General features: G+C 42.6%; 12 protein-coding genes. 6 read left to right on the top strand and 6 right to left on the bottom strand.

The features are described from left to right. Positions 1 to 389 precede the first annotated feature (389 nt). On the bottom strand, positions 390 to 1271 hold the full coding sequence (locus I8752_RS12810; RefSeq protein WP_214432704.1) for a succinate--CoA ligase subunit alpha: 882 nt from the start codon (positions 1269 to 1271) through the stop codon (positions 390 to 392). 9 nt (positions 1272 to 1280) lie between these two features. Here I8752_RS12810 and I8752_RS12805 point away from each other — a divergent pair, with 9 nt between their 5' ends. Continuing rightward, a complete protein-coding gene (locus I8752_RS12805) occupies positions 1281 to 1424 on the top strand; it encodes a hypothetical protein (protein ID WP_214432703.1) in 144 nt (47 codons plus the stop codon). A gap of 128 nt (positions 1425 to 1552) precedes the next feature. Here the strand turns inward: I8752_RS12805 and I8752_RS12800 are convergent, their stop codons facing one another. Next, on the bottom strand, positions 1553 to 2752 hold the full coding sequence (locus tag I8752_RS12800) for a succinate--CoA ligase subunit beta (RefSeq protein ID WP_214432702.1): 1200 nt from the start codon (positions 2750 to 2752) through the stop codon (positions 1553 to 1555). A 655-nt stretch (positions 2753 to 3407) separates the two neighbouring features. Between I8752_RS12800 and I8752_RS12795 the strand changes: the two genes are divergently transcribed. Next, the gene (locus tag I8752_RS12795; protein WP_214432701.1) at positions 3408 to 5180 is read left to right on the top strand and encodes a hypothetical protein; all 1773 of its coding nucleotides are present in this window, start codon (positions 3408 to 3410) and stop codon (positions 5178 to 5180) included. Between the two features lie 87 nt (positions 5181 to 5267). Here I8752_RS12795 and I8752_RS12790 read toward each other — a convergent pair whose 3' ends face one another. Next, positions 5268 to 8708 (bottom strand): hybrid sensor histidine kinase/response regulator, encoded by a 3441-nt coding sequence (locus I8752_RS12790; protein ID WP_214432700.1) that lies wholly within the window; start codon positions 8706 to 8708, stop codon positions 5268 to 5270. A gap of 418 nt (positions 8709 to 9126) precedes the next feature. Here I8752_RS12790 and I8752_RS12785 point away from each other — a divergent pair, with 418 nt between their 5' ends. After that, positions 9127 to 10716 carry a DEAD/DEAH box helicase gene (locus I8752_RS12785; RefSeq protein WP_214432699.1) on the top strand — a complete coding sequence of 530 codons (1590 nt, stop codon included), beginning with the start codon at positions 9127 to 9129 and terminating at the stop codon, positions 10714 to 10716. Next, on the top strand, positions 10646 to 11860 hold the full coding sequence (locus tag I8752_RS12780; protein ID WP_214432698.1) for a DUF790 family protein: 1215 nt from the start codon (positions 10646 to 10648) through the stop codon (positions 11858 to 11860). The genes I8752_RS12785 and I8752_RS12780 overlap by 71 nt, the downstream gene beginning before the upstream one ends. Positions 11861 to 12094: 234 nt before the next feature. On the opposite strand, the gene I8752_RS12775 is transcribed toward I8752_RS12780, so the two are convergent. The 3 genes from I8752_RS12775 to I8752_RS12765 form a co-directional block, all read right to left on the bottom strand. Continuing rightward, positions 12095 to 12787 carry a PD-(D/E)XK nuclease family protein gene (locus I8752_RS12775; protein ID WP_214432697.1) on the bottom strand — a complete coding sequence of 231 codons (693 nt, stop codon included), beginning with the start codon at positions 12785 to 12787 and terminating at the stop codon, positions 12095 to 12097. Between the two features lie 255 nt (positions 12788 to 13042). Then, positions 13043 to 13999, bottom strand: a complete 957-nt coding sequence (gene cysK / locus I8752_RS12770) for a cysteine synthase A (RefSeq protein WP_214432696.1) — start codon at positions 13997 to 13999, stop codon at positions 13043 to 13045. A gap of 43 nt (positions 14000 to 14042) precedes the next feature. Next, on the bottom strand, positions 14043 to 14525 hold the full coding sequence (locus tag I8752_RS12765) for an RrF2 family transcriptional regulator (RefSeq protein ID WP_214432705.1): 483 nt from the start codon (positions 14523 to 14525) through the stop codon (positions 14043 to 14045). On the opposite strand from I8752_RS12765, the gene I8752_RS12760 reads away from it, so the two are divergent. Beyond that, entirely contained in the window at positions 14487 to 14633 is a 147-nt protein-coding gene (locus tag I8752_RS12760; RefSeq protein WP_214432695.1) for a hypothetical protein, read from the top strand. The genes I8752_RS12765 and I8752_RS12760 overlap by 39 nt on opposite strands. Positions 14634 to 14732: 99 nt before the next feature. After that, the gene (gene cysE / locus I8752_RS12755) at positions 14733 to 15458 is read left to right on the top strand and encodes a serine O-acetyltransferase (RefSeq protein ID WP_214432694.1); all 726 of its coding nucleotides are present in this window, start codon (positions 14733 to 14735) and stop codon (positions 15456 to 15458) included. Positions 15459 to 15468: the final 10 nt, after the last annotated feature.

The following is a 15468-nucleotide window of genomic DNA, read 5'->3' as shown; positions in this document are numbered from 1 at the left end:
GACAAGTCTGCTTCCATTAACTCAAGCAGGTTGTCATCACAGAGCAGATGGTCAATTTGAGTCATTTGCTCATCCATTTCACCAAAAAGGAGCAAGATAATCTTGAACTCTCTGTCAATGTGATATTTTTTCTGTAACACCTATTGTCTGCCTTCCGATTGAGTACATTTTTCTCTATCTCAATCACTGTAAGGCTTTTGGGTTTCGCACCGCGAACTAGTCTAAACTCCAGTTTTTAAGAGACTTCTAGAAAATAAAATATACAACTAAAAGAATAATTATAAGGAGTAAGAAGGGTAGTTTAAATCTCTTTTCAAACACCCTCTAATGTTGAAATGGCTGGCAAAGTCTTATGATGATACGCCTGAGCAATAGTGATAAATATTTTGCTAACGAATCGCCTTCTTTAGCAATTCTGGAATTAGAGAAGGACGTTCGGCTACAGGAACATGTGCAGCTTTGAAAGCAGCCAATTTGCTTTGTGCAGTGCCAAAGTCAGGAGTACGCCCTATAACCGTAGCTAAAGTTCCAGTTTGATGCCAATTTTTGCCTGGTAGTGCTTGTCTTCCTGCAATATATGCAATTACTGGTTTATCAATTGCTTCAGTAATATATCGTGCTGCTGCTTCTTCACTACCACCACCTGGCTGACCAACTAAAACTATAGCCTCTGTAGTGTCATCTTCATCAAGAATTTGCATCCATTGGAGAAATGATGAACCAACGATCGCATCACTGCCAATACTGACACTAATTGATTGCCCTAAACCAGCTTTTGTTAATTCACGGGCAACTTCGTATGTGAGGGTGCTGCTGCGACTGACAATACCCACAGGGCCAGGTGTATAAAATTCGTTTGGCTGAGTGCCTAAGAGAATTTTCCCCGGTACGATGATTCCAGGACTGTTAGGCCCCACTACTAAGGTTTCACATGCTTCAGCTTTGCGAAGTAATTGCACCATATCCAAAGGTGGTACGCCGCCAGAGATGATAATAATTTGGCGAATACCAGAAGCGATCGCTTCTAATGCTGCATCCAGTACTTGATAAGGATGTACGCAAATTATTGTTGTATCAATTGCTTCAAATTGCGTCACAACCTCTTCAATTAAGTCAAATACTGGCAGTTCGTACAGTTGCTGTCCCCCACATCCGGGATTGACAGCAGCAACTAAATTCGTACCATAAGCTTTCATTTGAGCAATATGAGTTGCCGATATAAATTCACTGAAACCCTGGATAATTACTTTGCTGTCTGGCGTTAAGTTCATAAATAAATTATGGTAAGTTTGGCAACCCAGCGGCTTCAGGCACTGGTAAGAGAAACTACCCCGAAGGGTAGAGCCGATCGCAAGGTAGCGAGTAGCTTAGTTTCCTCTGAGCGAACTTCAAAGGGACAAAGAGAAAAATTCTTAACTCCTTAGTAAACTTTAGTAAAAAGGTAAGAGGCATAGGAATAATTCTTTGTTTGTTTTACTTGTTTACTTTTAATTTTTGATTGCAATATGACTCCTGATTAGTTCGATCGCGACTCAATATTTGTCTACACTAGTCAAACCTTATTGTAAACAGCTGACTTAGCTAGACGAACTGCTTGTGTCACTGCCTCGTCTAAATTTTCTACCATTATTAGTGCATCATCCTGAGTTTTTAATGTTGCTAAAAAATCTTTAATAATATTGAACTCAGAACCAGCAAGACGAACTACTAAGCTGGGAAAATGAGATTCTCGGTGGTTCTGGCTGCCATGATCGCTATTTTCGTGTTGTATAAATTCAGCAATGACTTCAGCTACTTCTTGTGCGCGATCGATACTACCTAGGAGATTGATTAGTATAACTTTAGTGCTTGTGTCATTAGCTAGGATGTTCAGACCTTTTGCTAAACGATCGCAGAAGGTAGTTGGTGAGGTATCGCCAGCAAAAGCATGACGCAGATTCAGACTATTACCAGGCTTGCCACCAGCACTGATGACTAAATCGCAGGTTGCCATTATCGAACCAGTGCCATTGCCTAAAATGCCGACTTTTCGTTGTTTTTCTAAACCGTTCCAGTCGCGCAAATTACCGTTATGATGACTGTGAGTGTCAGTTATTTTAGCTGCTATCTCGACAATATCTGGATGACGATTCATAGCCCGTTCGTTGATGCTGACTTTACCATTGAGAGCCATAACTTGCCCAGACGCGTTGATTGCCAAAGGATTAACTTCCACTAAGTCTAGGTCTTTTTGCACAAACAATTGGTACATTTTTTCCAGAACACTACTGACTGATTGCATTAGTGTTCCTTGTAAACCCATTTTCAAAGCTAGTCGCCGCGCGTAAAAAGGAGAAAATTCCTGTTCAACGACAACATGCTGCATTCTCTCCCCTGCGGTTTCCCAATCGATATCCGCTTCTTTGCAACCTAAAAGTACTGGTCGGCAAACTCCAGTATCTAAAACTACCGCTAGATAAAATTCTTGCTGACCATCATACTTAGATTCTGCCAGTAAAACTTCTGGTAACTCGCCCCAAATTGGCAAATTGAAGATAGTTTGTGCGGCAGCAACTGCATCAATGGTTGTTTCTACAACCCTGACTCCACCAGCTTTTACCCTTTCACCAGCATGTACTTGAGATTTTAGTACAATCGGATAGCGAATTTTTAAACGCTTCAAATCTGTAGGATGATCGATGCGCTGGGAGGGCAATACGGGAATACCTATTTCCCTAAACCATTCTTTAACTTGGTACTCTAATAAATCCATTGATATGCACCTTATCGTTATACTTACCTAATGTTTCTTTTCTACTGTTTTTTGTTTTCTACAACACATAATTACAAAATCAAACTGGAAACATCTATAGAAATTTATTTTTCCATTAGTCAATTAATTTTATCGAATTCGAGAAATGAGGCAAATGAATCTCTGGTATTAAATCGTTACGGATGTGTCTGCTAAACGAAATTTATTTTTTCAGTGAATCTGCCAGCATAAAACAAAACCACTATCCATGTCAAAGCGCTTTGCAGGGGCATAAGGATTAAAACTAGAAATAAGAGATGAAAATAATTCTTTCTCAGCCATAATTTCCAGTCTTTCATCCCAGCTTCTTATCTAGGTCATAATCCAGCAATAAAAGAAAGGAAGAAAGCTTATTATTCCCATTTTGTATTTGTAATTTCTACTTGAAGTAAAATTTGTAAATTTAGTATCTAGTAGTGTAGAAACGTCAAGATACGAATAATCACTGATTTTTTTAGTTTTGGTTAAAAGCGAGAATTTGTGTTAGAAAGTTGGTCTATTTAATTATCTGGCTATGGTTGGTTAAACTGTGCATCTTTCTTCAACAAACGAAAGTCCTTCATTTCATTCGCTCAAAAATAAAAAAAACAATATAGAAGACCAGCAGGAACGGTCTATGAAAGTAGCAGTCCAACAAGAAGATTTAGAGCTTTTAGCCAGAACTTTGCAGGAGCAATTTCTTGCGGAAGTTCCATCTGGTGAAGTTTTCCAAATCAAGTGTGCTGTCAACAAAGATGAGTTGATGATTTTAACTCAACATCCAATAGGTGTAACTGTTGACATCCAACAAATCTTTGCAGTTCTTGAGGAAGTACTTCAGTCGCTGCCAACCTATAGGGAGCAGCAAGTGCAATGTTTTCTCAGGATTTCTGGTGATAAACTACCTTACAGTAAACGTTTCCTAACTATAAAGCAGGTGAATAGAGGAGCAGTGGAAGCAGAGGAGGCAATGTTCTCTTCATTTTCCTCATCTCCTTCATCTTCTTCATTGTTATTTCCTCCTCAAGACTTTGCATATACCGATGAAAATCAGGAAGAGGAACTAGAAGATCCGTTCGATCCTCTAGCAGATACGCCCGATTTGCTGACTTCTGGGACAAAACGTCGCCAAATCAAACCGATTCTTCTAGGTGCAGCTTTGGTGGGAATTTTAGTGTTAGGCAGTGGAGTTTATTTGTTAACTCGTCCTTGTGTGATGTTTGAGTGCAAACAGATACAAGCAGCCGAGAAACTTAAAACTGAATCCAGGCAACAGATAAGTCGTGCTCAGTCCGAAAATGAATTAGTAACGGTACAAAAGCAACTAGAGGCAACTAGTGCAGATCTGACAACGATTCCTGGTTGGTCGCCCCATTATCAACAAGCAGAAGAACTAAAACTAAGCTTGTCTGGACAATCAGAAAAAATTAGCCAAGTGGTAAAAGCTTTACAGGTGGCAGCGACGGCAGGGCAAAAAACTCAAACACCCGCCAATAGTTTAGAGGAATTACAAGCTAGACAACACCTATGGCGGCAGGCGATCGCACCATTAGAATCAATTAATCCTAATAGCGAACTCTATGGATTTGTACAGCCGAATTTAATGAAATATCGCGTGAATTTACAAACTGTAAATCAGCAATTGCTCGCACAAGAAAAATGGCTAAAAAAATTGACAGCAGCAAAAGCTGTAGCTAGCGTAGCCACCCAGCGGGAAGCTAATGCTAAATCCTTAAATGATTGGCAAAAAGTGCAATCTACTTGGCAAATTGCCATTAATGCTTTGATTGTTATTCCTCAAAATAGCCCAGCATCCCAAGAAGCACAAAAGCTGTTATTGGACTATAAACCCAAACTGGCAGCAGCACGCGATCGCGCTACTAAAGAACAATTAGCAGCTAAAAGCTACCAACAAGCCCTGACTACAGCTAAACAAGCCAAAGTTTACGAGCAACAAAACCAATGGCGGGCAGCAGTAATATACTGGACTCAAGCTTTGCAGACCGCTAAACAGATTTCCCAAGATAGTACTTACTACAATCAAGCTCAAAGTCTCACAGTACCCTACTCAGCTGCCCTCCAGCAAGCACAAGAAAAGCTCCAAATCGATAGTAGTTGGCAACAAACCCGCACTGACCTCAACAAAACTTGTACGAGCGAAATTCGGATTTGCACCTTTACAATCAATGACAAAGGAATTATCGTCTCGCTTACCCCTGATTACCAACAAGTACTGCAAAGTAGCTTGTCTAATAGCAATCCTCAGAATCCGAGTCCTGTTGTTGGTGTTACAAATCACTGGCAAACTTTACAGGATGCCTTAGCAGTCATTAGTGATAACGCCAATCTACCTTTGTTGATTTACGATACCCAAGGTCAGGGACTTTATACGCATATCCCAGGAGGGTAGCGAGACAAATCAATTAAAAATTAAAAATTAAAAATTAAAAATGAAGAATCCATTCTCCTGACAACTGACAACTGACTCTTCACTACTTCAAGTACGTCCAGCAAGATTGGCAACTACGGCAGCTAACTCGGTGGGATTGACTGGTTTGGGAACGTGAAGTTGAAATCCTGCTAATAAAGCTTGCGTGCGGTCTTCTGCTCTAGCATACGCTGTCAGAGCGACTGCGGGAATTTTTCCTCCTTGCTCTTGGGAAAGCGCTCTGAGTTTGCGAATTAGGGCGTAGCCATCTTCTTGTGGCATACCAATATCGCTGACAAGTATATCGGGGTGGAATTGTTGCAGAGCATCTATGGCCTCGAAAGCGGATGTAACTGCCATGACTTGTGCGCCATACTGTCCCAGAACTGTAGTGACTAGCTGACGGGTGTCTGGCTCATCATCGACAACAAGCACTCGCAAGCCATTAAGTGTTGGCAGACTATGAGAATGTTCACTGCTATTGAGGGGTGAAAGCTGCTCTGGTTTCGAGACATCCACAGCAATGGCTTTCATTGGCAGATTGACAATAAACGTTGCCCCTTGTCCAATTCCTGGACTTTCAGCGCAGACTGTACCACCATGCAATTCTACTAGGTGACGAACGATCGCTAATCCTAATCCTAGCCCGCCATGCGATCGTGTAGTTGAGCTATCAGCTTGGCGGAAGCGCTCAAATACGTAGGGCAGAAATTCTGGAGCAATTCCCCCTCCCGTATCGCTCACCCGAATTTGCACGCCGGAATTAATCCGCTCTAGTTGCACGGTGACTATTCCTTCTTTGGATGTGAACTTGACGGCGTTAGAGAGGAGGTTCCAGACTATTTGTTGCAGGCGGTTGGCATCGCCCATAACTACCCCAACAGCAGGGTCAAATCTGCACTCAATGCGAATTTCTTTTGCGTCGGCTGCTGGACGTATTGTATCAATTGCTGCTTCTACAATTGCTATTAGTTCTAATGGATGAGTTTTCAGGTGAAGTGTGCCTCTAATAATTCGGGAGACATCTAAAACATCTTCAATCAGTTGCGCTAGCGATCTTGTATTGCGGTCGATTGTCTCTAGAGCTTGGGCAGTGGTAGTTTCATTAAATTTGCGGCTTCTTAATAGCTGCGTCCAGCCTTGCATAGCGTTGAGAGGCGTGCGGAGTTCGTGAGAGAGCGTACCTAAAAACTCGTCTTTCATCCGGTTTGCTGCTTCGGCTGAGGCGCGTGCTGCTTGTTCGCGTTTGAGCAATTGTTCGCGTTCTTGCTCTGAAAACTTGCGATCGGTAATATCAATCATGAACCCATGTAGTTGCCTTGGTGTACGCCCATTCCGCACGACATTAACAATGTCATACAGCCAAACAACTCTGCCATCTGCTGCCAACATTCTGTATTCAAATTCATAATTATCTAATGTCAGAGAAGATTCTATACAATACTCGATCGCCCATTCTCGATCCTCTGGATGTATGTGTTCCTCCCAGAAATTATCAGCGTACCAGTCTGTTAGGGGATAACCGAGAATCTCAACAGTTTGCGGGCCTACATAGGTAAAATTTCCTGTAGTCGCATCTACTTCCCAAGGAATCACGCGGACTTTTTCTGTGAGTTTGCGAAATCGTTCTTCACTGGCTTTCAGTGCTGCTTCTGAGCGTTTGCGCTCTGTGATATCGCTAATTAACGTCACAAATCCTTCAACTGTTCCCTCTTGATTAAACTGGGGAACGTAAGTGATGATGACATAATGGATTGTGCCATCTTTATCAGGTAGTTGGGTTTCGTAAGTGACTTGTTCTCCTGACAATACCCGTTCTATATAAGGACGAATCGACTGATATACTGTTTCGTCTACAACTTCTTGAATGTGCTTGCCATAAGTTTCTGAGGCACTAATTCCATACCATTCTTCGTATTTCTTGTTATTAAAGCGGTAGCGTTGCTGGGTATCGACATAAGAAATAAAAACGGGTACAGCATTGGTAATCAGCCGCAGTTCTTCTTCTCGTTGACGCAAGGCTTGTTCTGCTCTTTGGCGTTCTTGCCGTGCGGCTTGCTGTTGAGTTAAGTCCAGACAAAAGGTAATAATTTCTTGATGGCGATCGTAAGGTTCTTGTAATAAAGCAACCCCAATTAAGATCGGGACGCGGCTACCATCTTTTTTGATGTATTCTTTTTCAAAAGGAGTAGCAACTCCATACTTGAGGAGTTCTTCTATCCCTTTTTTATTTAAATCTAGGTATTCTGGCGGTGTCATGGCATCCCAGCGCATTTGACCTGCCAGCATTTCTTCACGAGTGTAGCCTACCATGTTCAGAAAATAATCGTTGGCGTAGTGAAAACTACCATTGAAGTTGCTAAAGGCAACGCCAAAAATATTTGATTCCACCAGCCTGCGGAAGCGCTTTTCGCTCTCTCGCAACGCAGCTTCTGCTTGTTTGCGTTCGGTGATATTACGTCCAGCTGATACTCGTACCTGACGACCTTGGTATGTGTAGCTTTTTACTACTACTTCTAAAAAGAAATTTGTGCCATCTTTTTTTAAGGCAGTTACCTCATAATACTTTTCGTCGCCAGATTGGACAGTCTCCTGACAAATTTTGTACGATTCTGGTGTTAAAAAATTTGCTACTGGCATACCAATTACTTCGGAAATTTCGTAGCCAAACATTCTGGCAAAAGCTGGGTTGGCATCCAGAATTTTGCCGTTTTCGTGAATTACAACACTTTCGATAGTGGCATTAGTTAAAGCACGATATCTGCTTTGGCTTTCACGCAGGGCATTTTCTGCTTGCTTGCGAGCAGTTAAATCGAGGACAAAACCGATAATTTGTTGATTATTGTCCAACAAGGCAGAACCCAGGAGGACGGGTACGCGACTACCATCTTTGCGGATATATTCTTTTTCAAAAGGCTGACACACGCCTGTGGTTCTGAGTTGGGTAATGGAGCGATTGTCTGCTTCCTGATATTCTGGAGGTGTCATATCGCACCATCGTACCCTTCCTGCTAGCAGATCCTGGCGCGTGTAACCTACCATTTTCAGAAAAGCATCGTTAGCTTCAGCGATCGCTCCACTCATATCAGCTACGATCGTTCCAATAATATCGGACTCTACCAAGCATCTAAACTTGGCCTCGCTTGCTTGTAACTGCTGCATACTTTCCTCTAGACGCTGTTTCGCAGTACGTAACGCAGAGTTCAACCAGCTGATGAGTGTTGCTACCATTACGAACAAGCCTAAGCGACACTTGCTGTCTAAGCTATAAATGAAAAACGAAAACACTGGCTCTAGAAAAAAGTAGCTTACAAGTAAACTAGATAAAGCAATAGCCAACAGTCCGGCTTCCATACCGCCATACCAAGCACTAACCGCCACAGCAGCAAAGAATAGCAGAAAAATGGTTGATGTCAGCAGTGATTTTAGCAAAAATGTCAATATAAATGCGCTACCAACAGCCAATAATGTTACAGCGTAGAGTTTGAGCCTAGGGTGTATTCGTTTCAAGGCGGCTTCTCCTTTGGTGCAACTAGCTGAAGGGATTATTCCCAAAATTAGTTAAAAAATGCGATCGCCCAACACCTATTTTGCATCTGGACAATCTACAGAGCGCAATTACTTGCTGTGAATCTATCTAAAGAGAGACTGGGGATTGGGGATTGGGTAAGGAGTAAGGGGAAAAGAAATTAAACAAACTTCTTCCCTTTTCCCCTTTTTTGTCACTAATTACCCATTACCCATTACCAACGACAATTGACAACTGACTCAGCGCTACATGTTTTGTCGGAGTTGCTCAGAAGAATCATGCACGTTTTGCGTTATTAGTAATCAAGGGACTAAGTACTAGTGAAGAAAGGGAAAAGCGCAAAGGAATTATTTTTCCCTTTCCCCAGTCTCCAGTCCCCGATCCCCAATCCCTATTAAAATGGCTCGCACTCCTACATTAACTTTCGATCGCGGCACATTAATTTTGCATCCACCACCACACGGTAAAAGCTGGATGGACTATGCTACATGGGACGATCGGGTAGAAAAATTTCGGATTCCGGCGATTAGATACCGCTCTTTGGTGGAAGCATTACAAGCGGAAGAGGTTAACTTTGTGGATGAGGCGAAGGAGTTTTATCCGCTAGATTTGGTTGCTGGTTTGGAAATGGAACCTTATCCCCACCAGAGTGAAGCATTAGCAGCTTGGAAGTTAGCGGGAAGGCTGGGGGTAGTTGTGCTACCTACGGCTGCGGGAAAGACTTATTTAGCACAAATGGCGATGCAGGCGACACCGCGCAGCACATTAATTGTCGTACCAACGCTAGATTTGATGCATCAGTGGTACGCACATTTGGTAGCGGCGTTTCCTGATGCGGAGGTAGGGTTGCTGGGGGGTGGTTCGCGGGATAAGACTCCAATTCTGGTTGCAACTTACGACAGCGCAGCAATTCACGCGGAAGCGTTGGGCAATCAATATGCTTTGATAATTTTTGATGAGTGTCACCATTTACCAACAGATTTTAATCGGGTAATTGCCGAGTATGCGATCGCACCCTATCGTTTGGGACTTTCGGCTACGCCAGAACGCACTGATGGCAAACATGCAGACTTAAATATTTTGATTGGCCCGGAAGTATATCGCAAACGCGCTGAAGATTTGGCAGGGAAGGCGCTAGCAGAACATGAAATCGTCCAAATCAAGGTGAAGTTATCGCAACAAGAGCGAGAAAGATATAACGAGTTAATTCAAACCCGCAATGATTTTTTAAGACAATCAAAAATTTCTTTGGGAAGTATTCAAGGTTGGCAAATGTTCGTGCAAATGAGTGCGCGATCGCAAGCTGGACGCAGAGCAATGTTAGCGCACCGCGAAGCTAAAGAAATTGCTTTGGGTACTGATGGAAAATTGCGAATTTTAGCCGATCTACTCGCACAACATTATCCGCAAAGAATTTTAGTTTTTACAGCTGATAACACGACGGTTTACAGCATTTCTCAACAGTTATTAATTCCGGCAATTACCCATCAAACTCCGGTGAAAGAACGGCATGAAATATTAACGAAATTTCGGGAGGGTGAATACAATACTTTGATTGCTTCTCATGTGTTGAATGAAGGGGTTGATGTACCAGCGGCTTCTGTGGCCATAATTTTATCTGGTACTGGTTCGACTAGGGAGTATATTCAACGTTTGGGAAGAGTGTTACGTAAGGGAAATGTTGAAAATAAGCAGGCAATTTTATATGAGGTAGTAGCGGAAGATACGAGCGAGGAGAGAACTTCGGCGCGGCGGAGAGGGGAGGGACGCGGGGATGCGGGGACGCTGGAACGCGGAGAGAAGAAAGGAAATTTGCAGGTTGTTTATGGGAGTGGGAAGGGAAGGAGTGATAAAGCTGCGGAACAGTTAGAAATAAATTATTCAGTCGAAAATTCAAAAGCAAAAGATAAGAATAAAAATGTTACCAACGGAGTTACTGAGTCATCGCCAAAACGGAGAGGAAATCATCCCGAAGAGATTGAAGATTGATGATAAAAATTTGGCGTTAGCAAATGAATTAATTTCTTGTTTTCAAGCCGCAATGGGTAAGACTCAAGGCGAGCTAGAACGTCTACTTTCAGATTTGGAAGGAGATGCAACAGATTATCGAGTCAAGCGGGGTTTAGCTTATATTCTCAAAAGTAGTTTTTGTACTTTTGAGGTAGTGAGTCCTCTAGAACCGCAAATATTAAGAGAAAGAGTATTTGCTTTGGCTGCAAAATCGGTTCCTAGTCATGAATCTACTCAAGTTACTCTGCTAAAAGTTGCTGATGAATTGAGTCAAGAATTAGAGCGAGAAGTTTTACTACAACAGGTTCGTGATGGATTATATGCTGACTTAGCTGAAAATAAAATTTTAACGACTTTTGAAGCACCTCCAGCAGTAGATTTATTAAATCGATATAACTTGTCTCAGGTGCAGGGAATATTTTATAAAGCGAGTAAATTAGTTTTAAATGCTCATCGCAATGTTCCGGGAGAATATAAGCTATTGTTTCGCTATCTGAAATTGTTTCAACTGATGGCTTATATTGAAGGCGATGCCGATCATGGGTTTACAATTACGGTTGATGGGCCGACTAGTTTATTTAATCCTAGTACGCGGTATGGGTTGGCGATCGCTAAACTCATTCCAGCTTTATTGCATGTGACAAAATGGAGTCTTTCGGCTATTTTACAAACTCGCGATGTCTACACCGATACTTGGAGAACAGGACGTTTTACCCTCAATTCGGAATGCGGTTTAGTATCTCACTACTCCAAAGGTAAGCCTTACGATAGTATGCTAGAAGCCTCTTTTGCTGATAAGTGGGATGCACTCAAAACTGATTGGGTATTAGAGCGAGAAGTTGATTTAGTTCCGATTCCTGGTAGCGTGATGATTCCCGATTTTCGCTTAGTGCATCCTGATGGACGTAACTACTTGTTAGAAATTGTCGGTTATTGGCGACCAGAATATTTACAAAAGAAGTTTTCTCAGGTGCGGCGTGCTGGACGTGACGACTTGATTTTAGCAATTTCTGAGCGCTTGAATTTAGAAAAGGCGGGGGTGAAATTAAATAATGTCCCGGCGAAAATTGTTTGGTTTAAAGATAAGTTATTACCAAAAGCTGTGCTAGCAGTAATTGATTAAAAGATGATTGATAAAGTAAACCTTAAATTGTAGGGTGCATTATAGCAACGCTTAACGCACCGATAAACAAGGTGCGTTACGGCTACTTCTCACTCTCTCGAACTCCCAAATACTTGCATAGCTGTAACACACCCTACTTAATGTTTACTAGGGACAGTAATCCTGTTTTTCGGAATTAATTACTATATTGCCATTACAAAATTAGATGCCTATTGTATTTTATAAAGAAGCTAACTAACCCCAAACACTTCTGCGTTCCCAATACTCAGCAACTCTTTTTTCCCACTGATTCCAGTAATCTTTGATAACTGCTGGTTCAAACCAAAAAACCTCGGCTGGCATTTCGGGAATCGCTACTACTAACAAAGCATGTTTTAGCTGAATTCCATAATCTCGATAGTATTCGTTAGCGGCTCCTATGTATGCTGTGAGTTGTAGTGGATGTTCGTATAAATGTTCAATTGAGCCTTTAGGTTTATCTGCCGTTTTCCACTCGCAAATGCAAGGAATACCTTGATAATTTGCAATACAATCGAGTTTGCCAGAATACTTCAAGTCATAATGAAAAACTGAGCCTTCTACGAGTTTAACTGTATCGATATCTTGTAAAACTGGTTTGATACTCTCCCAATAAGGACGACTCGCTTCCGGACAAACAGGATTTTGACCGAGGAGGTAACGCTCAATTTGTTTATGTGTTTGGGTTCCTCTACGACTAGCGTTTGTAGTAATGCGGGTAGCTTCTTCTGTACCGATACGCGCTTTCCAGTTTAATAACCTGTCGCGGTCTGCTTGGGGTTTGGTGGCATTAAGTATTGTAGTCACGCTAGGAAACCTATTTCCCCCATCGTCTACATAATATTGTTTGCCATTTTCTCTTTGAGATTTGGCGTTAATGCGTGGTAGCAGTTGGATATTAAATTGCATTAGCTATTATGTTGGCTTTAGTTAATACAATTCTCCCTTCTTTCTGTATTTTGTGTGTTGTAAGCTAATCATCATTCAAATTGCATCTCCCGAAGTTTGCAAGGGCGGGGGGAACCCCCACACGCAACTTCTCTCCCTGTCTCCCTGTCCCCGCGTCCCCCGAAGTTGCTCCACTTGGGCAAAGCCCAAGACCGCACTTCTCTCCGCGTCTTTCTAGCGAGTTGAATTATGCAATTTAAAAGCGCATCAGCTTAACTACGAATTAGTATCACTCTCTTCCGGCTCTCTAAACAGTGGAGTACTGAGGTAGCGTTCGCCAAAGCTAGGTTGTATCATCACGATGAGACGACCTGCATTTTCTGGCCTCTGTGCCACTAAAATAGCAGCATATAAAGCAGCCCCAGAAGAAATGCCTGATAGCAATCCTTCTTCGTTTGCTAAACGACGACCGTAAGCGATCGCCTGTTCATCCGTTACCTGAATTACTTCGTCTATTAATTCCGAACGGTAAATTGCGGGGATAAATCCCGGCCCGATACCCTGAATTTTGTGAGGCCCCGATTTCCCACCAGCTAATACCGGACTGTTAGTTGGTTCAACTGCGATCGCTCTAAAACTAGGCTTACGCTGTTTAATAACTTCTGCAACTCCTGTAATCGTTCCACCAGTACCTACCCCCGCCACCAGAATATCTACTTTCCCATCGGTATCCGTCCAAATTTCTTCAGCTGTGGTTCGAGCGTGAACTCTGGGGTTTGCTGGGTTGCGGAATTGCTGTAACATGTAAGCGTTAGGCGTTTGCGCTAAAATTTGCTCTGCACGGCCAATTGCTCCTCGCATCCCTTCTACCCCTGGCGTTAACTCTAGTTGAGCGCCATAAGCTCTAAGCATTGCTCGTCGTTCTTGGCTCATCGTATCAGGCATCGTTAGAATAAGATGGTAACCCTTCGCTGCTGCCACCATTGCCAGCGCAATTCCCGTATTACCGGATGTCGGCTCCACTAAAATGGTTTTTCCAGGATGGATTGAGCCTGCTTGCTCTGCTGCTTCGATCATGCTTGCACCAATTCGGTCTTTGACAGAAGCAGCCGGGTTCATGCTTTCTAGCTTCACAACAATCTGCGCTAACGCTCCCGAAGCTTGGGGAATCTTGTTTAATCGAACTAAAGGAGTCCGTCCGATCAGTTCTGTAATGTCACGAGCAATTTGCATAATTAGTTCGTCAGGATTCAGTCAACACAATATGGACTACTGTCTAGATGTAATACATCGGACTTTGTTGGGCGCGAGCTTCCCTTTCCTGGCACAAGTCTTGGAGTGTGTAGCGGCTCAAAACCTCAATAGAAGCAGCATTTGCTTGCTCCCAAACTTCATAAACCAGACTCCTTTCGAGAGTAGGAGGCTCAGAAGTATCTTTTTCTTTGCGTTCGCCTTCCACTAAAGTGACAATTTCCAGTAAGGTAATCTGCCAAGGTTCGCGAACTAAAGTGAAACCTCCTTTAGAGCCACGTTGACTCTGTACCACACCAGCACGGCGCAGATTGGTGAGAATTTGCTCTAGATATCGCTCTGGTATAGGCTGCTTGGCAGTGATTTCGCTCATTGTTAAAGGAACTTTTTTTCCGTGGTGGCTTGCCAGTTCTAAAAGTGCCAATAACGCGTATTCAACTTTAGAAGACAGATCCAAGAGAATGTAGTTTTGGCTATTCAAGTCAGTACTCAATATACTACGGTGAATCTATTGATTTATCGCGGTTTATGCGAAATAATTTGTTTCAAAGTGTTGGATGCGATCGCACCCCAGTTAAGAGTCACGAAAGACTATAAGTCTATCGGCTTACCGTAGATTATCTTACATAATTCTCAAAATAAGTTTATTTTTTCGAGGAATTATCTAGGTTTCCAGTTTGAGAGCCTCAACTACCAATGACAATCCCAAAAGAGTATGCTAATAACTGACTTGCAAACAATTTACGATCGCGATCCAGCAGCCCGTAACTGGCTGGAAGTGTTGTTCTGCTATCCGGGACTTCAAGCCCTACTGTTCCATCGCGTGGCACATCGGCTGTATAAAATGGGCATTCCCTTCATACCACGTTTCATGTCCCATCTGAGTCGGTTCTTCACAGGCGTTGAAATTCATCCTGGGGCAGTAATTGGCAAGGGAGTATTTATCGATCACGGAATGGGAGTAGTAATCGGTGAGACAGCAATTGTAGGCGATTATGCTTTGATTTATCAAGGCGTAACTCTCGGTGGTACGGGCAAAGAAAGTGGCAAGCGCCATCCAACTTTAGGCAGCCATGTAGTTGTAGGAGCAGGTGCGAAAGTTTTAGGCAATATTCAAATAGGCGATCGCGTCCGCATTGGAGCCGGTTCGGTAGTACTCAGAGATGTGCCTAGTAATACAACTGTAGTTGGCATTCCAGGGCGTGTAACTCGTCAGAACAACTTGAGTACGAATGTTCTAGATCATGATAAAGTACGAGACGTAGAAGCAGAAGTAATTCGCGCTTTATTTGAACGGCTCAAGACTTTAGAAAAGCAGGTTGATGAGTTGGAATCTCAGTCAACACCCTCTATCAAGGTAGTTATCGAACAAACAGACAACGCTAAAAGTAATAATTCTGATTCGATGATTGAAGACTTTCTTGATGGGGCGGGAATTTAAAGAAGGCAGA

The organism is Dendronalium phyllosphericum CENA369 (assembly GCF_016056275.1).
Taxonomy (GTDB): domain Bacteria; phylum Cyanobacteriota; class Cyanobacteriia; order Cyanobacteriales; family Nostocaceae; genus Dendronalium; species Dendronalium phyllosphericum.
The sequence above is the reverse complement of the archived record's forward strand: the minus strand, read 5'-3'. Positions and strand labels throughout refer to the sequence as shown.

What these genes read in the sequence shown, in the direction of transcription:
- I8752_RS12810 (WP_214432704.1), bottom strand. Translation starts at nt 1,271, where the DNA reads ATGAACTTAACGCCAGACAGCAAAGTAATTATCCAGGGTTTCAGTGAA.
- I8752_RS12805 (WP_214432703.1), top strand. Translation starts at nt 1,281, where the DNA reads ATGGTAAGTTTGGCAACCCAGCGGCTTCAGGCACTGGTAAGAGAAACT.
- I8752_RS12800 (WP_214432702.1), bottom strand. Translation starts at nt 2,752, where the DNA reads ATGGATTTATTAGAGTACCAAGTTAAAGAATGGTTTAGGGAAATAGGT.
- I8752_RS12795 (WP_214432701.1), top strand. Translation starts at nt 3,408, where the DNA reads ATGAAAGTAGCAGTCCAACAAGAAGATTTAGAGCTTTTAGCCAGAACT.
- I8752_RS12785 (WP_214432699.1), top strand. Translation starts at nt 9,127, where the DNA reads ATGGCTCGCACTCCTACATTAACTTTCGATCGCGGCACATTAATTTTG.
- I8752_RS12780 (WP_214432698.1), top strand. Translation starts at nt 10,646, where the DNA reads ATGTTACCAACGGAGTTACTGAGTCATCGCCAAAACGGAGAGGAAATC.
- I8752_RS12775 (WP_214432697.1), bottom strand. Translation starts at nt 12,787, where the DNA reads ATGCAATTTAATATCCAACTGCTACCACGCATTAACGCCAAATCTCAA.
- cysK (WP_214432696.1), bottom strand. Translation starts at nt 13,999, where the DNA reads ATGCAAATTGCTCGTGACATTACAGAACTGATCGGACGGACTCCTTTA.
- cysE (WP_214432694.1), top strand. Translation starts at nt 14,733, where the DNA reads ATGCTAATAACTGACTTGCAAACAATTTACGATCGCGATCCAGCAGCC.